The sequence below is a fragment of the Tateyamaria sp. 7Alg 36 genome, assembly GCF_059882455.1.
In genome coordinates this window covers 2,212,527-2,225,218 of sequence record NZ_CM187613.1, presented here as the reverse complement: position 1 = coordinate 2,225,218, position 12,692 = coordinate 2,212,527, and the positions used below count along the sequence as shown (strand labels likewise).

Sequence of the window (12,692 nt, the reverse complement as noted above, 5' to 3'; positions counted from 1 at the left end):
CAGCGCCGCAAAAAGCGGATTATGCCCGCATGTTCGCGCAGCGAAGCATTTGCGGGGTGTCCATTCGCTTGACGGTGCACAGCGAAATGCGGATGAGACGGAACCAGTAACGATGAAATTAAAGGCCCGAATGGTGCCTTGGAACGAAGGCAGTTCTATCATGCTCAAAGTTGGACTTCTTGGCGCGGGCCGTATCGGTGGCGTGCACGCAAAGGCGATCACCGCCCACCCCGCCAGCACGCTGGTGGCGGTTTCCGATTTCCTGCCCGAAGCGGCGCAGAACCTTGCCGCCCAATACGGGGCAGAAGCGCGCAGCACGGACGAGATTATTGCCGACGCAAACATCGACGCGGTTCTGATCGCCTCCCCCACGGACACGCATTCCGACCTGATCGAGGCAGCGACCGCAGCGGGCAAGGCGGTTTTGTGTGAAAAGCCGGTGGACCTGAGCCTTGAGCGCGCGCGCGCCTGCCTGAAAGTCGCCGCGAAGAACGGCAAACCGGTGATGATCGGGTTCAACCGCCGTTTCGATCCCAGCTTTGGCGCATTGAAATCTGCCCTCGACGCGGGCGAGATCGGCAAGGCGGAACTGCTGTCGTTGACATCCTTCGATCCCGCGCCGCCGCCCGTAAGCTACATCAAGGTATCGGGCGGTCTGTTCCGCGATATGATGATCCACGACTTCGATATGGCGAATTTCATCATGGGTGCCGCCCCTGTTTCGGTGTCCGCCTCGGCATCGTCGATCGTGAACCCCGAAATCGGCGAAGCCGGTGACGTGGATACGGCCGTTGTCACTCTGACCTATGCGGACGGTCGTTTGGCCGTGATCAAGAACTCGCGCCGTGCAGTCTATGGCTATGATCAGCGGCTCGAGGTTCTCGGCTCTGACGGGTTGTTGCAGGCGCAGAACATGCTGGAAAACACTGTGGTGAAATCCACCGTCGATGGCGTAACGGGGGCCAAGCCGACCTATTTCTTCCTCGAACGCTACATGCCCGCCTACACCGCCGAATGGGCTGCGTTTGTGGATGCCGTCACCAATGGCACACCGATGCCCGTCACCCTCGAAGACGGGGTTGCCGCGCTTGCTATGGCCGAAGCCGCAACGCAGTCCTTCAAAACGGGCGCACCGGTGAAACTCGACGCCATCTGACCCATATCTGTGCCGCAACGCCTTGGCACACCTTCGTGAAAGTAGACCGACCTATGACCAACTTCGCCCTTCGTGTTCAGTGCAACAGCTGCCGCGGCATCGTCGCCGCAATCTCTGCCTTTCTGGCGGAACAAGGCTGCAATATTACCGATTCCGCGCAGTTCGATGATGGGGAAACCGGTAACTTCTTCATGCGGATCAGCTTCCGCTCCGAGCAGGGCAAAACCCTTGAGGCGCTTTCGGAAAGCTTCGAGGCGGTCGCGGACCAGTTCGGCATGGACGCAGAGTTCTTTGACGAGGCCCGCAAGCGCAAAGTGGTGGTTATGGTCTCGCGCTTTGGCCACTGCCTGAACGATCTGTTGTACCGTGCCCGCATCGGCGCGTTGCCGGTCGAGATTGTCGGCGTCATCTCGAACCACATGGATTACCAGAAGGTTGTGGTGAACAACGACATCCCGTTCCATTGCATCAAGGTCACCAAAGAGAACAAGCCAGATGCCGAGGCGCAGATCATGGCCGTGGTCGAGGAAACCGGCGCGGAACTGATCGTGTTGGCGCGCTATATGCAGATCCTGTCGGACGCTATGTGCGAAAAGATGTCGGGCCGCATCATCAACATCCACCACTCGTTCCTGCCGTCATTCAAGGGGGCAAACCCCTACAAGCAGGCGTTTGAACGGGGCGTGAAGCTGATCGGGGCGACCTCGCATTATGTGACCGCCGATCTGGACGAAGGTCCGATCATCGAACAGGACATTGTGCGCGTTACCCACGCCCAATCGCCCGAGGATTATGTGTCGCTGGGCCGCGATGTGGAGGCGCAAGTGTTCGCCCGCGCTATCCATGCCCACGCAAATGGGCGCGTTTTTATTAACGGTAACAAGACAGTGGTTTTCCCGCCCTCGCCAGGTTCCTACGCGTCCGAGCGTATGGGCTAAGCGACTTGGGTAAACGACGGCGGGGCAGATAAACTCTAAACGTTCCGCCTAATAGTCCTGACGCGCAATCTCGATGATCAGCACATCCAGTATCTGATCGCCCATATGCTTTTGCGCCGTTTCCCGAAGTGCAGCGCGCAGCACAGCAAGGTTATTTGACTCGGTGAATGCGCCGTTGAATCCGCCGATATTGGCGTGGTCGAACAGCACGCGCAGAAAGGAATCCCGCAGCTTCGGCTCTTGCGCATAGACCGCGTCTTTCTGCCCCGCAGGCACCTCCAAGCTAAGGGACAAAACGGCCAAGGCGGCGACGGATGATCCGTTCACGATGGGAATGACGAACTGGTTGCTCATCTTAACGTATTCGCGGGTCAAATCCGGCGTTTCGTCGACCAGTTCAAGGGCGACTTCCTCTGCCTGTTCAGCAGCGATTTCTTCGGGTTCAGGTTCGGGGCGCAGGAAAATGCCCGCGCCAACGCCCGCACCCAGACCAATCAATAACAGCACCAGAGGAAGCAGTTTTTTCACCTTACGGCACTCCTAAAACGGTAGAACAACATCAAGCACTTGTTGGCCGATGCGCGGTTGCTGCACGTCCGTGATCTGGCCGCGACCGCCATATGAAACCCGCGCGGACGCGATCTTGTCATATGTAATCTCGTTCTGGCGCGAGATGTCCTCGGGGCGGACATAGCCGGTGACCAGCAGCTCCCTAAGTTCGAAATTCACCCGCAACTCCTGCGATCCGGCGATGGACAGAACCCCGTTGGGCAGCACATCGACCACCGTCGCCGCTACGCGCAGGGTCAGTTTTTCGTTTCGCTTGACCGAACCGTCTCCGCTCGAACTGCTGGACGAGTTGATCGAGATAAGCTCCGAACTCGACGCACCGTCGGGCAGCTTTTCATCCAGCCGCTGCGGCAACCCGCCGAACTGGGGAATACCCATGGATTCCGATCCATTGCGGGACCGATCCGTTTCGTTCGAAATCTCCGCACCCTCATCAATCTCGATCACAACGGTCATGATGTCGCCGCGCTGCACTGCACGCCGGTCGCCCAGAAGCGATCCGCGCTGACGGCTCCACAGCGATGCGCGGTCCAGCGCAGACGGTTCTTCGATTATCGTTGGCAAGGCTGCGGTGATCATCGCGGAATGTTCCTGCGTCGTCATCGGGTTCGAGAAAGACGGCGCCTTGCCAAGGTGATCCCCGCGCCCGCAGGCCGTCGCGCCGATCAGACACATCACGGCGAAGACGATACGCGGCGCTGATGGGATTGCTGTGTTGTTCATTCTGTCACCTTGATTGAGCCGTCGGATTGGACAAATCCGAAAAGGGTGGCGCGCGAGCTAAGGTTCATGATCCTGACCCTGTCACCCACACCGCCCCGTTCCAGCGCACGGCCTTCGGTGCTGATGACGATGCCGGCGGTCTGGAACCGCAGGGGCACGATCTGGTTCCGGTTGATCAGCGCGGGGGGCCCAATGGCGTCAAATGGAATGGGCCGTCCGGCATATAGAGCGACACGCGCCTCTTGCCCCGCAACATCCGAAATCCGGTCGAATGCCCCCTGCGCCAAACCGCCCTTGATCGTAAGGTCGGACGGTCCGATCAATGCACCGGGTCGCAATGTCCGCGTCGGCGTGACGATGTCCGCATAGGCCGAGGTGCCAAACAGCATCAGGATTAGGAAAATTCTCATCATCTTACCTGAGTCATCGCCCCCATCATCTGGTCGGCAGCGGAGATCACCTTGGAGTTCATCTCATACCCACGCTGCGCGGCGATCAGTTCGGTGATTTCTCGCACCGCATCTACCGAGCTGTCCTCAAGGTAGCCCTGCCGCAAGGTGCCAAGACCGTCGAGGCCGGGCGTGGTGGTGATCGGCGGGCCCGAGGCCTCGGTTTCGGCGAACAGATTGCTGCCCAGTGCCTCAAGACCCTTGGCGTTCGTGAACCCCGTCAGGTTGAACTGGCCGATCAACTGTCCGGCTGCGGTATCGTTGAAATACGCGTAAACCTCGCCATCGCCATTGATCGAGATGCTGCGTGCGTCGGCAGGGATGACAATTTCGGGGGCCACGGGATAGCCGTCGGAGGTCACGATCAAGCCCTCGCCCGTACGTTTCAGCCCGCCATCGCGCGTATAGGCCGTGACACCGGAGGGCAGAGTGACCTCAAGGAACCCCTTGCCGTCGATGGCCACATCAAGGTCGCCCCCTGTGGCGGCCAATGACCCTTGGGACAGTTGGACCGACACGGCCGCAGGTCGCGCGCCAAGGCCCAGTTGCACACCCGTCGGCACGACTGTGCCGTCAGAGGCGTTGATCGATCCGGGGCGGGTCATTTGCTGATAGTGCAGGTCGGCAAACTCGGCCCGCCGTGCGTTGTATCCGGTGGTGCTCATGTTCGCGAGGTTGTTCGAGATCGTCTCGACTCGCATCTGTTGTGCAAGCATCCCAGAGGCTGCGATTTTCAGGGCGCGCATCGACGTCTCCTCAGTTGGATTTCAACATGGCGTCCATCGCACGGCGAACGCGTTCATCTTCGGAGTCGAGAAAACTCTGACCCATTTCATAAGCTCGCTGGATTTCGATCATGCGGGCCAACTGGCCAATCGGATCGACATTCGATTCCTCGACAAAACCTTGCAGCATTTTGGCTGTTTCAGACGGTTCGAACCCTTCCTGCGCATCAAACAACACACCAGTCTGGCGAGTCATGGCATCAGTATTGACCGGCGCAACAAGGCCGATCTGCCCGACAAGGTTCCCGTCCGCGCTGATCGTGCCGTCCGGTGAAACGGCGATGGAACGCGCATCTGGTGGAATAAAGACAGGCGCCCCGCCCGCGTCCAGAACGCGGTTCCCGTCATGGGTCACTAGGTCGCCTTCGCCATTCGGGGTGAAGCTGCCCGCGCGGGTCAAACGCTCCCCCTCAGGTGTTTCAATCAGGAAATACCCGTCCCCCTCAATCGCGAAGTCATAGGTGCCGCCGGTCTGGGTCAGGCTTCCCTGTTCGTAAGAGGTGTTGCGCACGTTGCCCTGACCCATCGACAATGATGCGCCGCCCCGAACCCCGCGCACATATTCGGAAAACCCGAGGCCTTCTTGCCTGAAACCGGTAGTGGCCGCGTTTGCGATGTTGTTTGCGACGACCTGCATTTCCCGCATCAGGCCGGACTGTCGTGTGAGCGTTATGTACCCTGTGCTGTCCAATTTAACCTCCTATAATCAGTGGGATAATGCGGTCGTGAAAGAACGAAACCATCGTCTGGGTCATGAAACCCATCGACATCCAGAACACCGTCACGATGGCCGCCAGTTTCGGCACAAAGGTTAACGTCATTTCCTGGATGGAGGTCAGCGCCTGAACCAAGCCAATCGAGACACCTGCGACCAGCGCCACCAGCAGGATGGGGATCGAGACGATGACCGCCACCCACAGCCCTTGCCGCATTGTGTCGAAAAAGATGATTTCGTTCAGCATGCTAGACCGGCATCCGCAGGATTTCCTGATATGCTTCAACCACCTTGTTGCGCACAGTAACGGCGGTCTCGACGGCCAGTTCAGTTTGCGCCAGCGCCTGTACCAGGGCGTGCGGGTCCACTTCGCTGATCATGGATTGCTGCGCGACTTGTTCGCCCGCGGCGAGGGTCTGTGCAAAGTCCATCGCGACCCGACCGAACAGGGAATCGCCAGATCCCTTGCCCGGCTGTGTGGCCGCCCGCGATGCGGAATAGTTCTGAACGGCGGAAAGTGCTGCTGAATCCATTCTGGATCTCCTTCTTCAAGCGCCGTTTAACGGCGCAACAGTTGCAAAAGCCCCGAAGACATCTGGCGGGCTTGCTCGAACATTTTCAGGTTCGCTTCGTAGCTGCGCTGCGCCTCGCGCGCGTCGGCGAGTTCGATCAGCAGATCGACGTTGGATCCGTCATAGAACCCGCCTTCGTCCGCCATCGGATGGGCGGGATCGAACACCCGTTCCAATTCGCGATCATCCAGTGACAAGCGACCGACCTCGACTTTGGACACGCCGCTACTAGCGTCGAATTCGGTACGGAACGGCACGGTCTTGCGCCGGTATCCAGGCGTGTCGGCGTTCGAAATATTCTCTGACAAGTGGCGCAAGCGGGAAGATTGCGCTTTCAAACCGCTTGTCGACACGCTCAATGCTTTGGCAAATTCGTTCATTTTCTACCCTCCTTACTGGCGGCCAAGACTGGCGCGCAGGATGGTCAGCGCAGATTTGTAGATGGCGAGGGACCGGTCATGCTGCCGCTTGGCATCGGTTGCGCGCATCATTTCGGTTTCAATAGAGACTGTATTCCCATCAGGTGACGCGAAAGAGCGGTCTTCTATGGCCATGCCGTCCACGCTGGCACTTGCAGCACCATGCAGATGCCCGGCCCGCGTCGCGCGCTGCATCGACACGCCTGCCTCTGCGGGGGCGTATACATCCTGAAACTTCGGCAAATCCCGCGCCACATATCCGGGCGTGTCGGCATTCGCCACATTCTGGGCAATCACGGCTTGCCGCTGTCCAGCATGGACTGCCATAGCATGTGCCGTTTCAAAAACGGTGAGGTTCTGGAACATCGGGGCTTCTCCCTCGGTGATTTCAACCAAGGCTTAACCGTGATTCCTTTAAAAACAGTTTGCAGCCATCAGGAGGATCCGATGCAGCAAGCCGCGCACCTGAAATCTTTTCACAACCGTCTGTCGAAAATCCGCGTCGCGCGCACTGTCGGGCGGGTTCGGCAGGTGCACGGGGGCATTATCCTTGTGACCGGACTGGCGGACGAGGCGCGCATTGGCGACCGTGCAGAGATCATGCGGCGGGATGGATCGTCGCTGCGCGGTGAGGTTGTCCAGTTGACGAGTCAGGGAATTATCGTGCTCCCCGACGCGCCGGTCGAAGGTATCGCGTTGAGTGATCGCGTCATTCTGGACCGCAACAGCGGGATCGCGCCGCACATGTCGTGGATCGGGCGCATCATTGATCCTGATGGTGCGCCGCTGGATGGCAAACCGCTGATAAGTGGCGCCTATCCCCGCCCGCTACAGTCGAGCCCGCCCCCTGCGGCCACGCGGCGTCCGTTGGGCCGTCGTCTGGATACAGGACATATCGTTTTTGACACGATGTTGCCGGTCGTCGGCGGGCAACGGATCGGACTGTTCGCGGGGTCCGGCGTTGGAAAATCAAGCCTTCTGGGACAGATGGCCAAGGTGATGACTGCCGATATTGTGGTCATTGCCATGATTGGTGAGCGTGGTCGCGAAGTGCGCCATTTCGTTGATGACGTGTTGGGCCCTAAGGGGCGTGCGCGCGCAATCGTTGTGGCGGCCACATCGGATCAGGCGGCGCTTGTGCGGCGCAGATGTGCGTGGTCCGCCATGGCCATCGCCGAGCACTTCCGCGATCAGGGTATGTCGGTCCTGCTGCTGGCCGATTCCATCACCCGTTTTGCCGAAGCGCATCGCGAGGTCGCTGTGGCTGCTGGCGAGGCACCGGTTCTGCGTGGTTTTCCACCTTCTACCTCGCACCTGATCATGTCGCTTTGTGAACGCGCAGGGCCGGGAGCGGGGGATCAGGGTGATATCACGGCGGTGTTCAGCGTTCTGGTGGCAGGCTCGGACATGGACGAACCGATTGCGGACATCCTGCGCGGGGTTCTGGACGGACACGTCGTGCTTGACCGTACCATTGCCGAGCGTGGCCGTTTTCCGGCGGTTGATGTACTGCGCTCTGTCTCACGCAGCCTGCCAGCGGCAGCTTCAGACGAGGAAAACAAGATCATCGCCGATGTGCGCAAATACCTAAGCATCTACGCCCAGAACCAGACGATGATCACTGCGGGCCTGTATACCCAAGGGACCGATCCGCAGATCGACACTGCAATTCAGCTTTGGCCGCACCTTGATGAGGCTATTGGCGGGCTGCACGATCAGGGCTGTGCGCATAGCTTTGATCGGCTGCGGTTGATCCTGCGGCGTGCAGGCAAAGCAGGGGGCGGTCGGAAGTAAGCGTAACGAGGCGGGCGCTACGCCCTTCGATCAAGCGCCGACAAGTATTAAACCCGTTTCATCAACCACAGTTTGATTGCATTCGCTAATTGGGCATCACGCTTTTTCTGCTGCCGCATCTTGGCGTCGTCTTCTACCAGCGTTTCCGAAACGATCTTGCGACCATGCGCGCGGACATGCTGCTGCATCAGCCCCTCTTTTTGCGCCAGAACCTGCGCCAGTTCGATATTCAACCGGCGCTGCTCTTTCTCCAGCCACTGCAGCCAGATCACATCACCGCCGATCCCCCGCAATTCCGCCTGTTCGGGTGGTTGAGACTGGGTCTCGTGCGTGAGCGCTCGCAAACGGGCAAGCTCGGCCCGCAAGGCTTGTTCCCGAGACAGGATCGCGGACATAGCCTGTTCGCTGTGGCGGAATTTCAGTGCGGACAGCATCTGCAACTGTGCCAGATCACGGGTCATGGCATTGCTTTCGCTTTGATCCGCATCTCGTCCGCGAAACGGATCGCGGCGGCAACAGCCTCGTAATGATCGGGGGAGATTTCATCCCCGATTTTGGTCACAGCGTGCAAGGCGCGGGCGGTCGGCGGGTTGCTGTGGATCGGAACGGCGGCTTCTTGCGCCACTTCGCGGATACGCAGCGCGATTTCGTCGACACCTTTGGCAATACATACCGGAGCGGTCCCTGCTGACCGCGTCCATCTCAGCGCGACGGCATAGTGCGTGGGGTTAACGATGATCACATCAGCCTCGGGCACCTGCGCCATCATTTGCTGTGTCGCGATGGCCTGACCCCGCGCGCGACGTTCTTGTTTCAGATGCGGATCACCCTCCGCGTTTTTGGTTTCGTCCATGACCTCCTTCCGCGACATCCGGTTTTTGCGGATATGTTCTTGATGCTGCCACAAGGCATCAACCCCGCCCAAAGATGCCGACACCAGAACGACGATCAGCAGGAATGAAGTGCACAACTCGGCCAGCATCATCACCACCGCACCGGGGGCACTGTGGATGACTGAAATCATCTCGGGCATGCGGGCATTCAGGAAGATGGCGAGGCAGGTGGAGTAGATCACCAGTTTCACAAAACTTTTGGCGAATTCAAACAACCCGCCGCGCCCAAATTTCTGCTTTGCATTCTGGAGCAGCGAGATACGCGACAGTTTTGGCTGCAACTTGGTTGGCGCGACCACGAATGCGCGTTGGGCCAGAATGGCACCCAGAACCGCCAAGCCCGGCGATAGAAAGATCGGCGCCAGTGACAATGCGACATTCCAAAAAATACCGCCCATGATCGGTGACGAACCCCCTGCAAAAAGAACGTCCGCCAGTTCCGAAGACCGATCCAGAATCGCCTGTAGGTGCGAAGCAAAAGACGTCACGACCTGCCCACCAACTGCCAGAAAGGCTAGCGTTAGACCCGCATAGCCCGCTGCAGTCTGCAAATCCGTCGATTTCGCAATTTCGCCCTTTTTGCGCGCATCCAAGAGCTTTTGCGGCGTCGGGTCAAAGCTCTTGTCGCTGTCGTCGTCCTGCCCGCTCATCTATGACTTCCCAGCGGGTCCGCCACGAAATGATCAAGCGACGACAGCCAGACCCCCAGCATCGTCGGTGCGGCCAGAAACAGCAAAAACAAGCCGCCGAATGTGATGACCGGCGCACCAACAAAGGCCACCATAAGCTGCGGCATCGCTTTGTTGATGACGCCAAGCGCCAGATTGTACAGCACTGACATCAGCACAAACGGCGCCGCGAGTATAAAGGCTAGGTCGAAGGCATAGGTGATCTGGCTTACCCCCCAATCTGCAACGTCACTGCCAGCGGACAGGAACCCCATCGGGAACAGAGTGTAGGAATGGATCAACAGCGCGGCCGCCTTGGCGTGAAGCCCTGCCATCACCGCTAAGGCAATCGCGCCCACCGTTAACACATAGCCCATCGCGGGCAGAGGTTCTGTGGCGGCACCGCCAAGGATCTGAGATAGGGATGTGGATTGCGCGGCAATCGCGCCAGCGGTTTGCAACGCCAGCATCAGCAACCGTATGCCGATGCCGATCAGAACGCCGGAGAGCGTCTCGGTAACCGCCAACAGGGCGAGTGTGCTGAGCGAGAAGGGTTCCGGCGAGACAGACAGGGCTGGCGCCACGATCATGGTAAACGCGATGGAGATCGCCAGCTTGATACGCATCGGAACCGATTGTTCACCAAAGCCAGGAAGTAATGCGACTGCTGCCGCGACGCGCAAGAAGACGACAAAGCCCAGCCAGAGTTGGGCTTGGCCAAGGGCAATGATCTCGGCTGAAAAGGTCACGCGGCAACGACCCCGACAAGGGCAGGGCGCGCATCCACGCCGATTTCCTCAAAAGACAGCACCGGATTTGTGATCCCCTTGGCCCGCATCAGTGTTTTCACGAAACGCCTGCGCCGCGTGTTTGTCACCACGGCGGGGAAAATGCCTTGCGCGCTTGCGTCTTGCAGCTTGTCCGACATGTTTTCCGCCAACCGGTTGAACAGTTCAGGCGGCAGGGCAACGTCCAGCCCACGGTCGGCATCGACCTGATAGCTGGCAAAGGTATCTTCCCATTCAGGCGCAAGCTGGACCAGCGGTAGGGTTCCGTCCGGCCTGCGCATCTCGGCTACAAGCTGGAAGCCAAGGCGCTGACGCACGATCTCGCAAATCGCCTCAGGTTGTGCGTTGCGCCCCCTCGCCTCGGCCGTCGCCTCAAGAATCAGGGACAGGTTGCGGATCGACACCTGTTCATCCAGCAGTAGACGCAGCACGGAATGCAGGATGTCGATGGGCACCTTGTCCGGTATCAACTCGTCCAGCATTTTGCGATTTGCCTCGGCCCGCGCGGGATCAGAAATGTTTGTCATCTCCTGCAGCAAACGCCGCAGGGATTTCAGCGTCAGCAAGCGCCTGAAGTTACGCTTTATGACCTCAAGGAGGTGCGTCGCCAGAATCTCGGTCGGCGTCACAAGGGTCACACCGGCCAAAGCGGCGGTCTCCTGATCCCTGTCTGAAATCCAACGGGCAGGCGCGCCATAGACCGGTTCGGTTGTGTCCTCGCCTGCTGGCAGTTTGCTGGCATCATCTGGCGTCAGTGCAAGGATATCCCGTGCGTGCAACGTGCCGCGCGCCTGTTCGACCCCTTGGATGCGCAGGATGTAGGATCCGGCCTTCAGCGCAGGGTTATCGGTCAGGCGGATTTCCGGCAGGATCAGGCCAAAGACAGTCGCCACATGGGTGCGCATATTGGCAATGCGTGCGTCCAGACCCGTTCCAGGATCAAGGACCATGTTCACAAGGTCGGGGGCGAATTCCACATGGATGTCGTCAAGCTCAAGCACATCGCCCATAGATTTTTCGGCCTGGATAACGGGGGCCTCATCGGACTGCGCCGTCTTCAGGCTTACCTCCTTCAGATGGCGGTTGATCAGGAACGCGGCAACGAACAGGCCGATACCGCCCAGCATGAACGGGGCCAGCGGCAAACCGGGTACCAGCCCGAACATCGCCATCAGAACTCCGACGGTTGTCAGCGCGGCAGGATGTTTGCCAAGCTGGCTGAACACGGCGAGGTCGGTCGCTCCCTTGGCCCCGCCCCGCGCCAGCAGCAGGGCAGAGGCGATGGAAATCACAACAGCGGGAATTTGAGACACAAGGCCATCGCCCACGGTCAGGATCGCGTAAGTTTCAAAGGCGCTGCCAAGGGGCATCCCGTGCACAACGACGCCCATCACCAACCCCGCGACAAGGTTCAAAAGTGTGATCAGCAATCCCGCGACGGCGTCCCCTTTTACAAACTTCGACGCCCCGTCTAGTGATCCGAAAAAGGTGGTTTCCGCCTGTTCAAGCTCGCGCCGCGTCTTCGCTTCTTGATGGGTGATCGCGCCTGCGGACATGTCGCTGTCGATGGCCAGCTGCTTGCCAGGCATCCCGTCCAGAGCAAACCGCGCGCCGACTTCCGCCATGCGCGTCGCACCCTTGGTGATCACCATGAAGTTGACGATCAGCAGCACGCAAAACACGACAAGCCCAAGGAACACGCTGCCGCCCATGACGAACTGCGCAAAGCCTTGGATCACATCCCCCGCCGCCTGCGTACCGGTATGACCCTGACCGATAATCAGCTTGGTGGACGAAACGTTCAGCGACAGTCGCAGCATCAGGGATGCCAGCAGGATCGTCGGAAAGGCCGAAAAATCCAGCGGTCGTTCAATAAACAGGGTGATGGTGAAGATAAGGATCGCCAACGCAAAGGAGCTTGCCAGACCCACATCAAGCACCCAAGCGGGCATCGGCAGGACCATCATGACAATGACCGCCATGAGGGCAACGGCCAACAATACAGTCGGGTTGAACAATGTCTTGGCGCTGAATTCCAATAGATCCTCCGATCTCGATACGCCGATCAACCCAAAGGCATGGCCACAGAATGCGTCGCGCATTCACGCACCCGATCGCTCTTCCTAAATGATCCAATTTTCCTAATGTTTGGTTTATTAAGCATCTTTGCCGCGCTGGAATTCGCCCGAATGGAACCCGCGTGGCGGCGGATACAAAAAACC

16 protein-coding genes are annotated in these 12,692 nt (G+C 59.1%); 3 read left to right on the top strand and 13 right to left on the bottom strand.

The window, feature by feature from the left end:
- The first annotated feature begins 160 nt into the window (after positions 1 to 160).
- Both iolG and purU read left to right on the top strand, forming a co-directional pair.
- Positions 161 to 1,156 (top strand): inositol 2-dehydrogenase, encoded by a 996-nt coding sequence (iolG, locus tag AC6GQJ_RS10900; protein WP_500768090.1) that lies wholly within the window; start codon positions 161 to 163, stop codon positions 1,154 to 1,156.
- A 53-nt stretch (positions 1,157 to 1,209) separates the two neighbouring features.
- Positions 1,210 to 2,094: a formyltetrahydrofolate deformylase gene (gene purU / locus AC6GQJ_RS10895; RefSeq protein ID WP_500768088.1), complete on the top strand. Its 885-nt coding sequence runs from the start codon at positions 1,210 to 1,212 to the stop codon at positions 2,092 to 2,094.
- Positions 2,095 to 2,142: 48 nt separating this feature from the next.
- Here the strand turns inward: purU and AC6GQJ_RS10890 are convergent, their stop codons facing one another.
- The 9 genes from AC6GQJ_RS10890 to AC6GQJ_RS10850 are packed head-to-tail and all read right to left on the bottom strand — an operon-like array spanning position 2,143 to position 6,654.
- Positions 2,143 to 2,622: a flagellar basal body-associated protein FliL gene (locus AC6GQJ_RS10890; RefSeq protein ID WP_500768086.1), complete on the bottom strand. Its 480-nt coding sequence runs from the start codon at positions 2,620 to 2,622 to the stop codon at positions 2,143 to 2,145.
- A gap of 12 nt (positions 2,623 to 2,634) precedes the next feature.
- A complete protein-coding gene (flgH, locus tag AC6GQJ_RS10885; RefSeq protein WP_500773897.1) occupies positions 2,635 to 3,339 on the bottom strand; it encodes a flagellar basal body L-ring protein FlgH in 705 nt (234 codons plus the stop codon).
- Positions 3,340 to 3,383: 44 nt separating this feature from the next.
- Positions 3,384 to 3,800, bottom strand: coding sequence for a flagellar basal body P-ring formation chaperone FlgA (flgA, locus tag AC6GQJ_RS10880; RefSeq protein ID WP_500768084.1), 417 nt, complete (start codon positions 3,798 to 3,800; stop codon positions 3,384 to 3,386).
- Complete coding sequence (gene flgG, locus AC6GQJ_RS10875) at positions 3,797 to 4,582, bottom strand: flagellar basal-body rod protein FlgG (RefSeq protein WP_500768082.1); 786 nt, start codon at positions 4,580 to 4,582, stop codon at positions 3,797 to 3,799. Before flgG ends, flgA begins: the two co-directional genes overlap by 4 nt.
- Before the next feature lie 10 nt (positions 4,583 to 4,592).
- Entirely contained in the window at positions 4,593 to 5,312 is a 720-nt protein-coding gene (locus AC6GQJ_RS10870) for a flagellar hook-basal body complex protein (protein WP_500768080.1), read from the bottom strand.
- A gap of 1 nt (position 5,313) precedes the next feature.
- Positions 5,314 to 5,583, bottom strand: a complete 270-nt coding sequence (locus AC6GQJ_RS10865) for a flagellar biosynthetic protein FliQ (protein ID WP_500768078.1) — start codon at positions 5,581 to 5,583, stop codon at positions 5,314 to 5,316.
- Position 5,584: 1 nt separating this feature from the next.
- Positions 5,585 to 5,869 (bottom strand): flagellar hook-basal body complex protein FliE, encoded by a 285-nt coding sequence (fliE, locus tag AC6GQJ_RS10860; RefSeq protein ID WP_500768076.1) that lies wholly within the window; start codon positions 5,867 to 5,869, stop codon positions 5,585 to 5,587.
- A 26-nt stretch (positions 5,870 to 5,895) separates the two neighbouring features.
- Complete coding sequence (gene flgC / locus AC6GQJ_RS10855; protein ID WP_500768074.1) at positions 5,896 to 6,288, bottom strand: flagellar basal body rod protein FlgC; 393 nt, start codon at positions 6,286 to 6,288, stop codon at positions 5,896 to 5,898.
- Positions 6,289 to 6,300: 12 nt separating this feature from the next.
- A complete protein-coding gene (locus tag AC6GQJ_RS10850; RefSeq protein ID WP_500768072.1) occupies positions 6,301 to 6,654 on the bottom strand; it encodes a FlgB family protein in 354 nt (117 codons plus the stop codon).
- A 120-nt stretch (positions 6,655 to 6,774) separates the two neighbouring features.
- Between AC6GQJ_RS10850 and AC6GQJ_RS10845 the strand changes: the two genes are divergently transcribed.
- Positions 6,775 to 8,121 carry a FliI/YscN family ATPase gene (locus AC6GQJ_RS10845; RefSeq protein WP_500768070.1) on the top strand — a complete coding sequence of 449 codons (1,347 nt, stop codon included), beginning with the start codon at positions 6,775 to 6,777 and terminating at the stop codon, positions 8,119 to 8,121.
- A 47-nt stretch (positions 8,122 to 8,168) separates the two neighbouring features.
- On the opposite strand, the gene AC6GQJ_RS10840 is transcribed toward AC6GQJ_RS10845, so the two are convergent.
- The 4 genes from AC6GQJ_RS10840 to flhA are packed head-to-tail and all read right to left on the bottom strand — an operon-like array spanning position 8,169 to position 12,452.
- The gene (locus AC6GQJ_RS10840; RefSeq protein WP_500768067.1) at positions 8,169 to 8,582 is read right to left on the bottom strand and encodes a hypothetical protein; all 414 of its coding nucleotides are present in this window, start codon (positions 8,580 to 8,582) and stop codon (positions 8,169 to 8,171) included.
- Positions 8,579 to 9,664, bottom strand: a complete 1,086-nt coding sequence (locus AC6GQJ_RS10835) for an EscU/YscU/HrcU family type III secretion system export apparatus switch protein (RefSeq protein WP_500768065.1) — start codon at positions 9,662 to 9,664, stop codon at positions 8,579 to 8,581. Before AC6GQJ_RS10835 ends, AC6GQJ_RS10840 begins: the two co-directional genes overlap by 4 nt.
- On the bottom strand, positions 9,661 to 10,431 hold the full coding sequence (locus AC6GQJ_RS10830) for a flagellar biosynthetic protein FliR (protein WP_500768063.1): 771 nt from the start codon (positions 10,429 to 10,431) through the stop codon (positions 9,661 to 9,663). The genes AC6GQJ_RS10835 and AC6GQJ_RS10830 overlap by 4 nt, the downstream gene beginning before the upstream one ends.
- Positions 10,428 to 12,452 carry a flagellar biosynthesis protein FlhA gene (gene flhA / locus AC6GQJ_RS10825; protein WP_500773895.1) on the bottom strand — a complete coding sequence of 675 codons (2,025 nt, stop codon included), beginning with the start codon at positions 12,450 to 12,452 and terminating at the stop codon, positions 10,428 to 10,430. The genes AC6GQJ_RS10830 and flhA overlap by 4 nt, the downstream gene beginning before the upstream one ends.
- Positions 12,453 to 12,692 lie beyond the last annotated feature (240 nt).

Bases quoted from the DNA above. Each gene is read 5' to 3' on its own strand.
- purU (WP_500768088.1), top strand. From the start codon at position 1,210: ATGACCAACTTCGCCCTTCGTGTTCAGTGCAACAGCTGCCGCGGCATC.
- AC6GQJ_RS10845 (WP_500768070.1), top strand. From the start codon at position 6,775: ATGCAGCAAGCCGCGCACCTGAAATCTTTTCACAACCGTCTGTCGAAA.
- flgG (WP_500768082.1), bottom strand. From the start codon at position 4,582: ATGCGCGCCCTGAAAATCGCAGCCTCTGGGATGCTTGCACAACAGATG.
- flgH (WP_500773897.1), bottom strand. From the start codon at position 3,339: ATGTGTCTGATCGGCGCGACGGCCTGCGGGCGCGGGGATCACCTTGGC.
- fliE (WP_500768076.1), bottom strand. From the start codon at position 5,869: ATGGATTCAGCAGCACTTTCCGCCGTTCAGAACTATTCCGCATCGCGG.
- flgC (WP_500768074.1), bottom strand. From the start codon at position 6,288: ATGAACGAATTTGCCAAAGCATTGAGCGTGTCGACAAGCGGTTTGAAA.
- AC6GQJ_RS10835 (WP_500768065.1), bottom strand. From the start codon at position 9,664: ATGAGCGGGCAGGACGACGACAGCGACAAGAGCTTTGACCCGACGCCG.
- flhA (WP_500773895.1), bottom strand. From the start codon at position 12,452: ATGGCGGTCATTGTCATGATGGTCCTGCCGATGCCCGCTTGGGTGCTT.
- iolG (WP_500768090.1), top strand. From the start codon at position 161: ATGCTCAAAGTTGGACTTCTTGGCGCGGGCCGTATCGGTGGCGTGCAC.
- AC6GQJ_RS10850 (WP_500768072.1), bottom strand. From the start codon at position 6,654: ATGGCAGTCCATGCTGGACAGCGGCAAGCCGTGATTGCCCAGAATGTG.
- AC6GQJ_RS10840 (WP_500768067.1), bottom strand. From the start codon at position 8,582: ATGACCCGTGATCTGGCACAGTTGCAGATGCTGTCCGCACTGAAATTC.
- flgA (WP_500768084.1), bottom strand. From the start codon at position 3,800: ATGATGAGAATTTTCCTAATCCTGATGCTGTTTGGCACCTCGGCCTAT.
- AC6GQJ_RS10865 (WP_500768078.1), bottom strand. From the start codon at position 5,583: ATGCTGAACGAAATCATCTTTTTCGACACAATGCGGCAAGGGCTGTGG.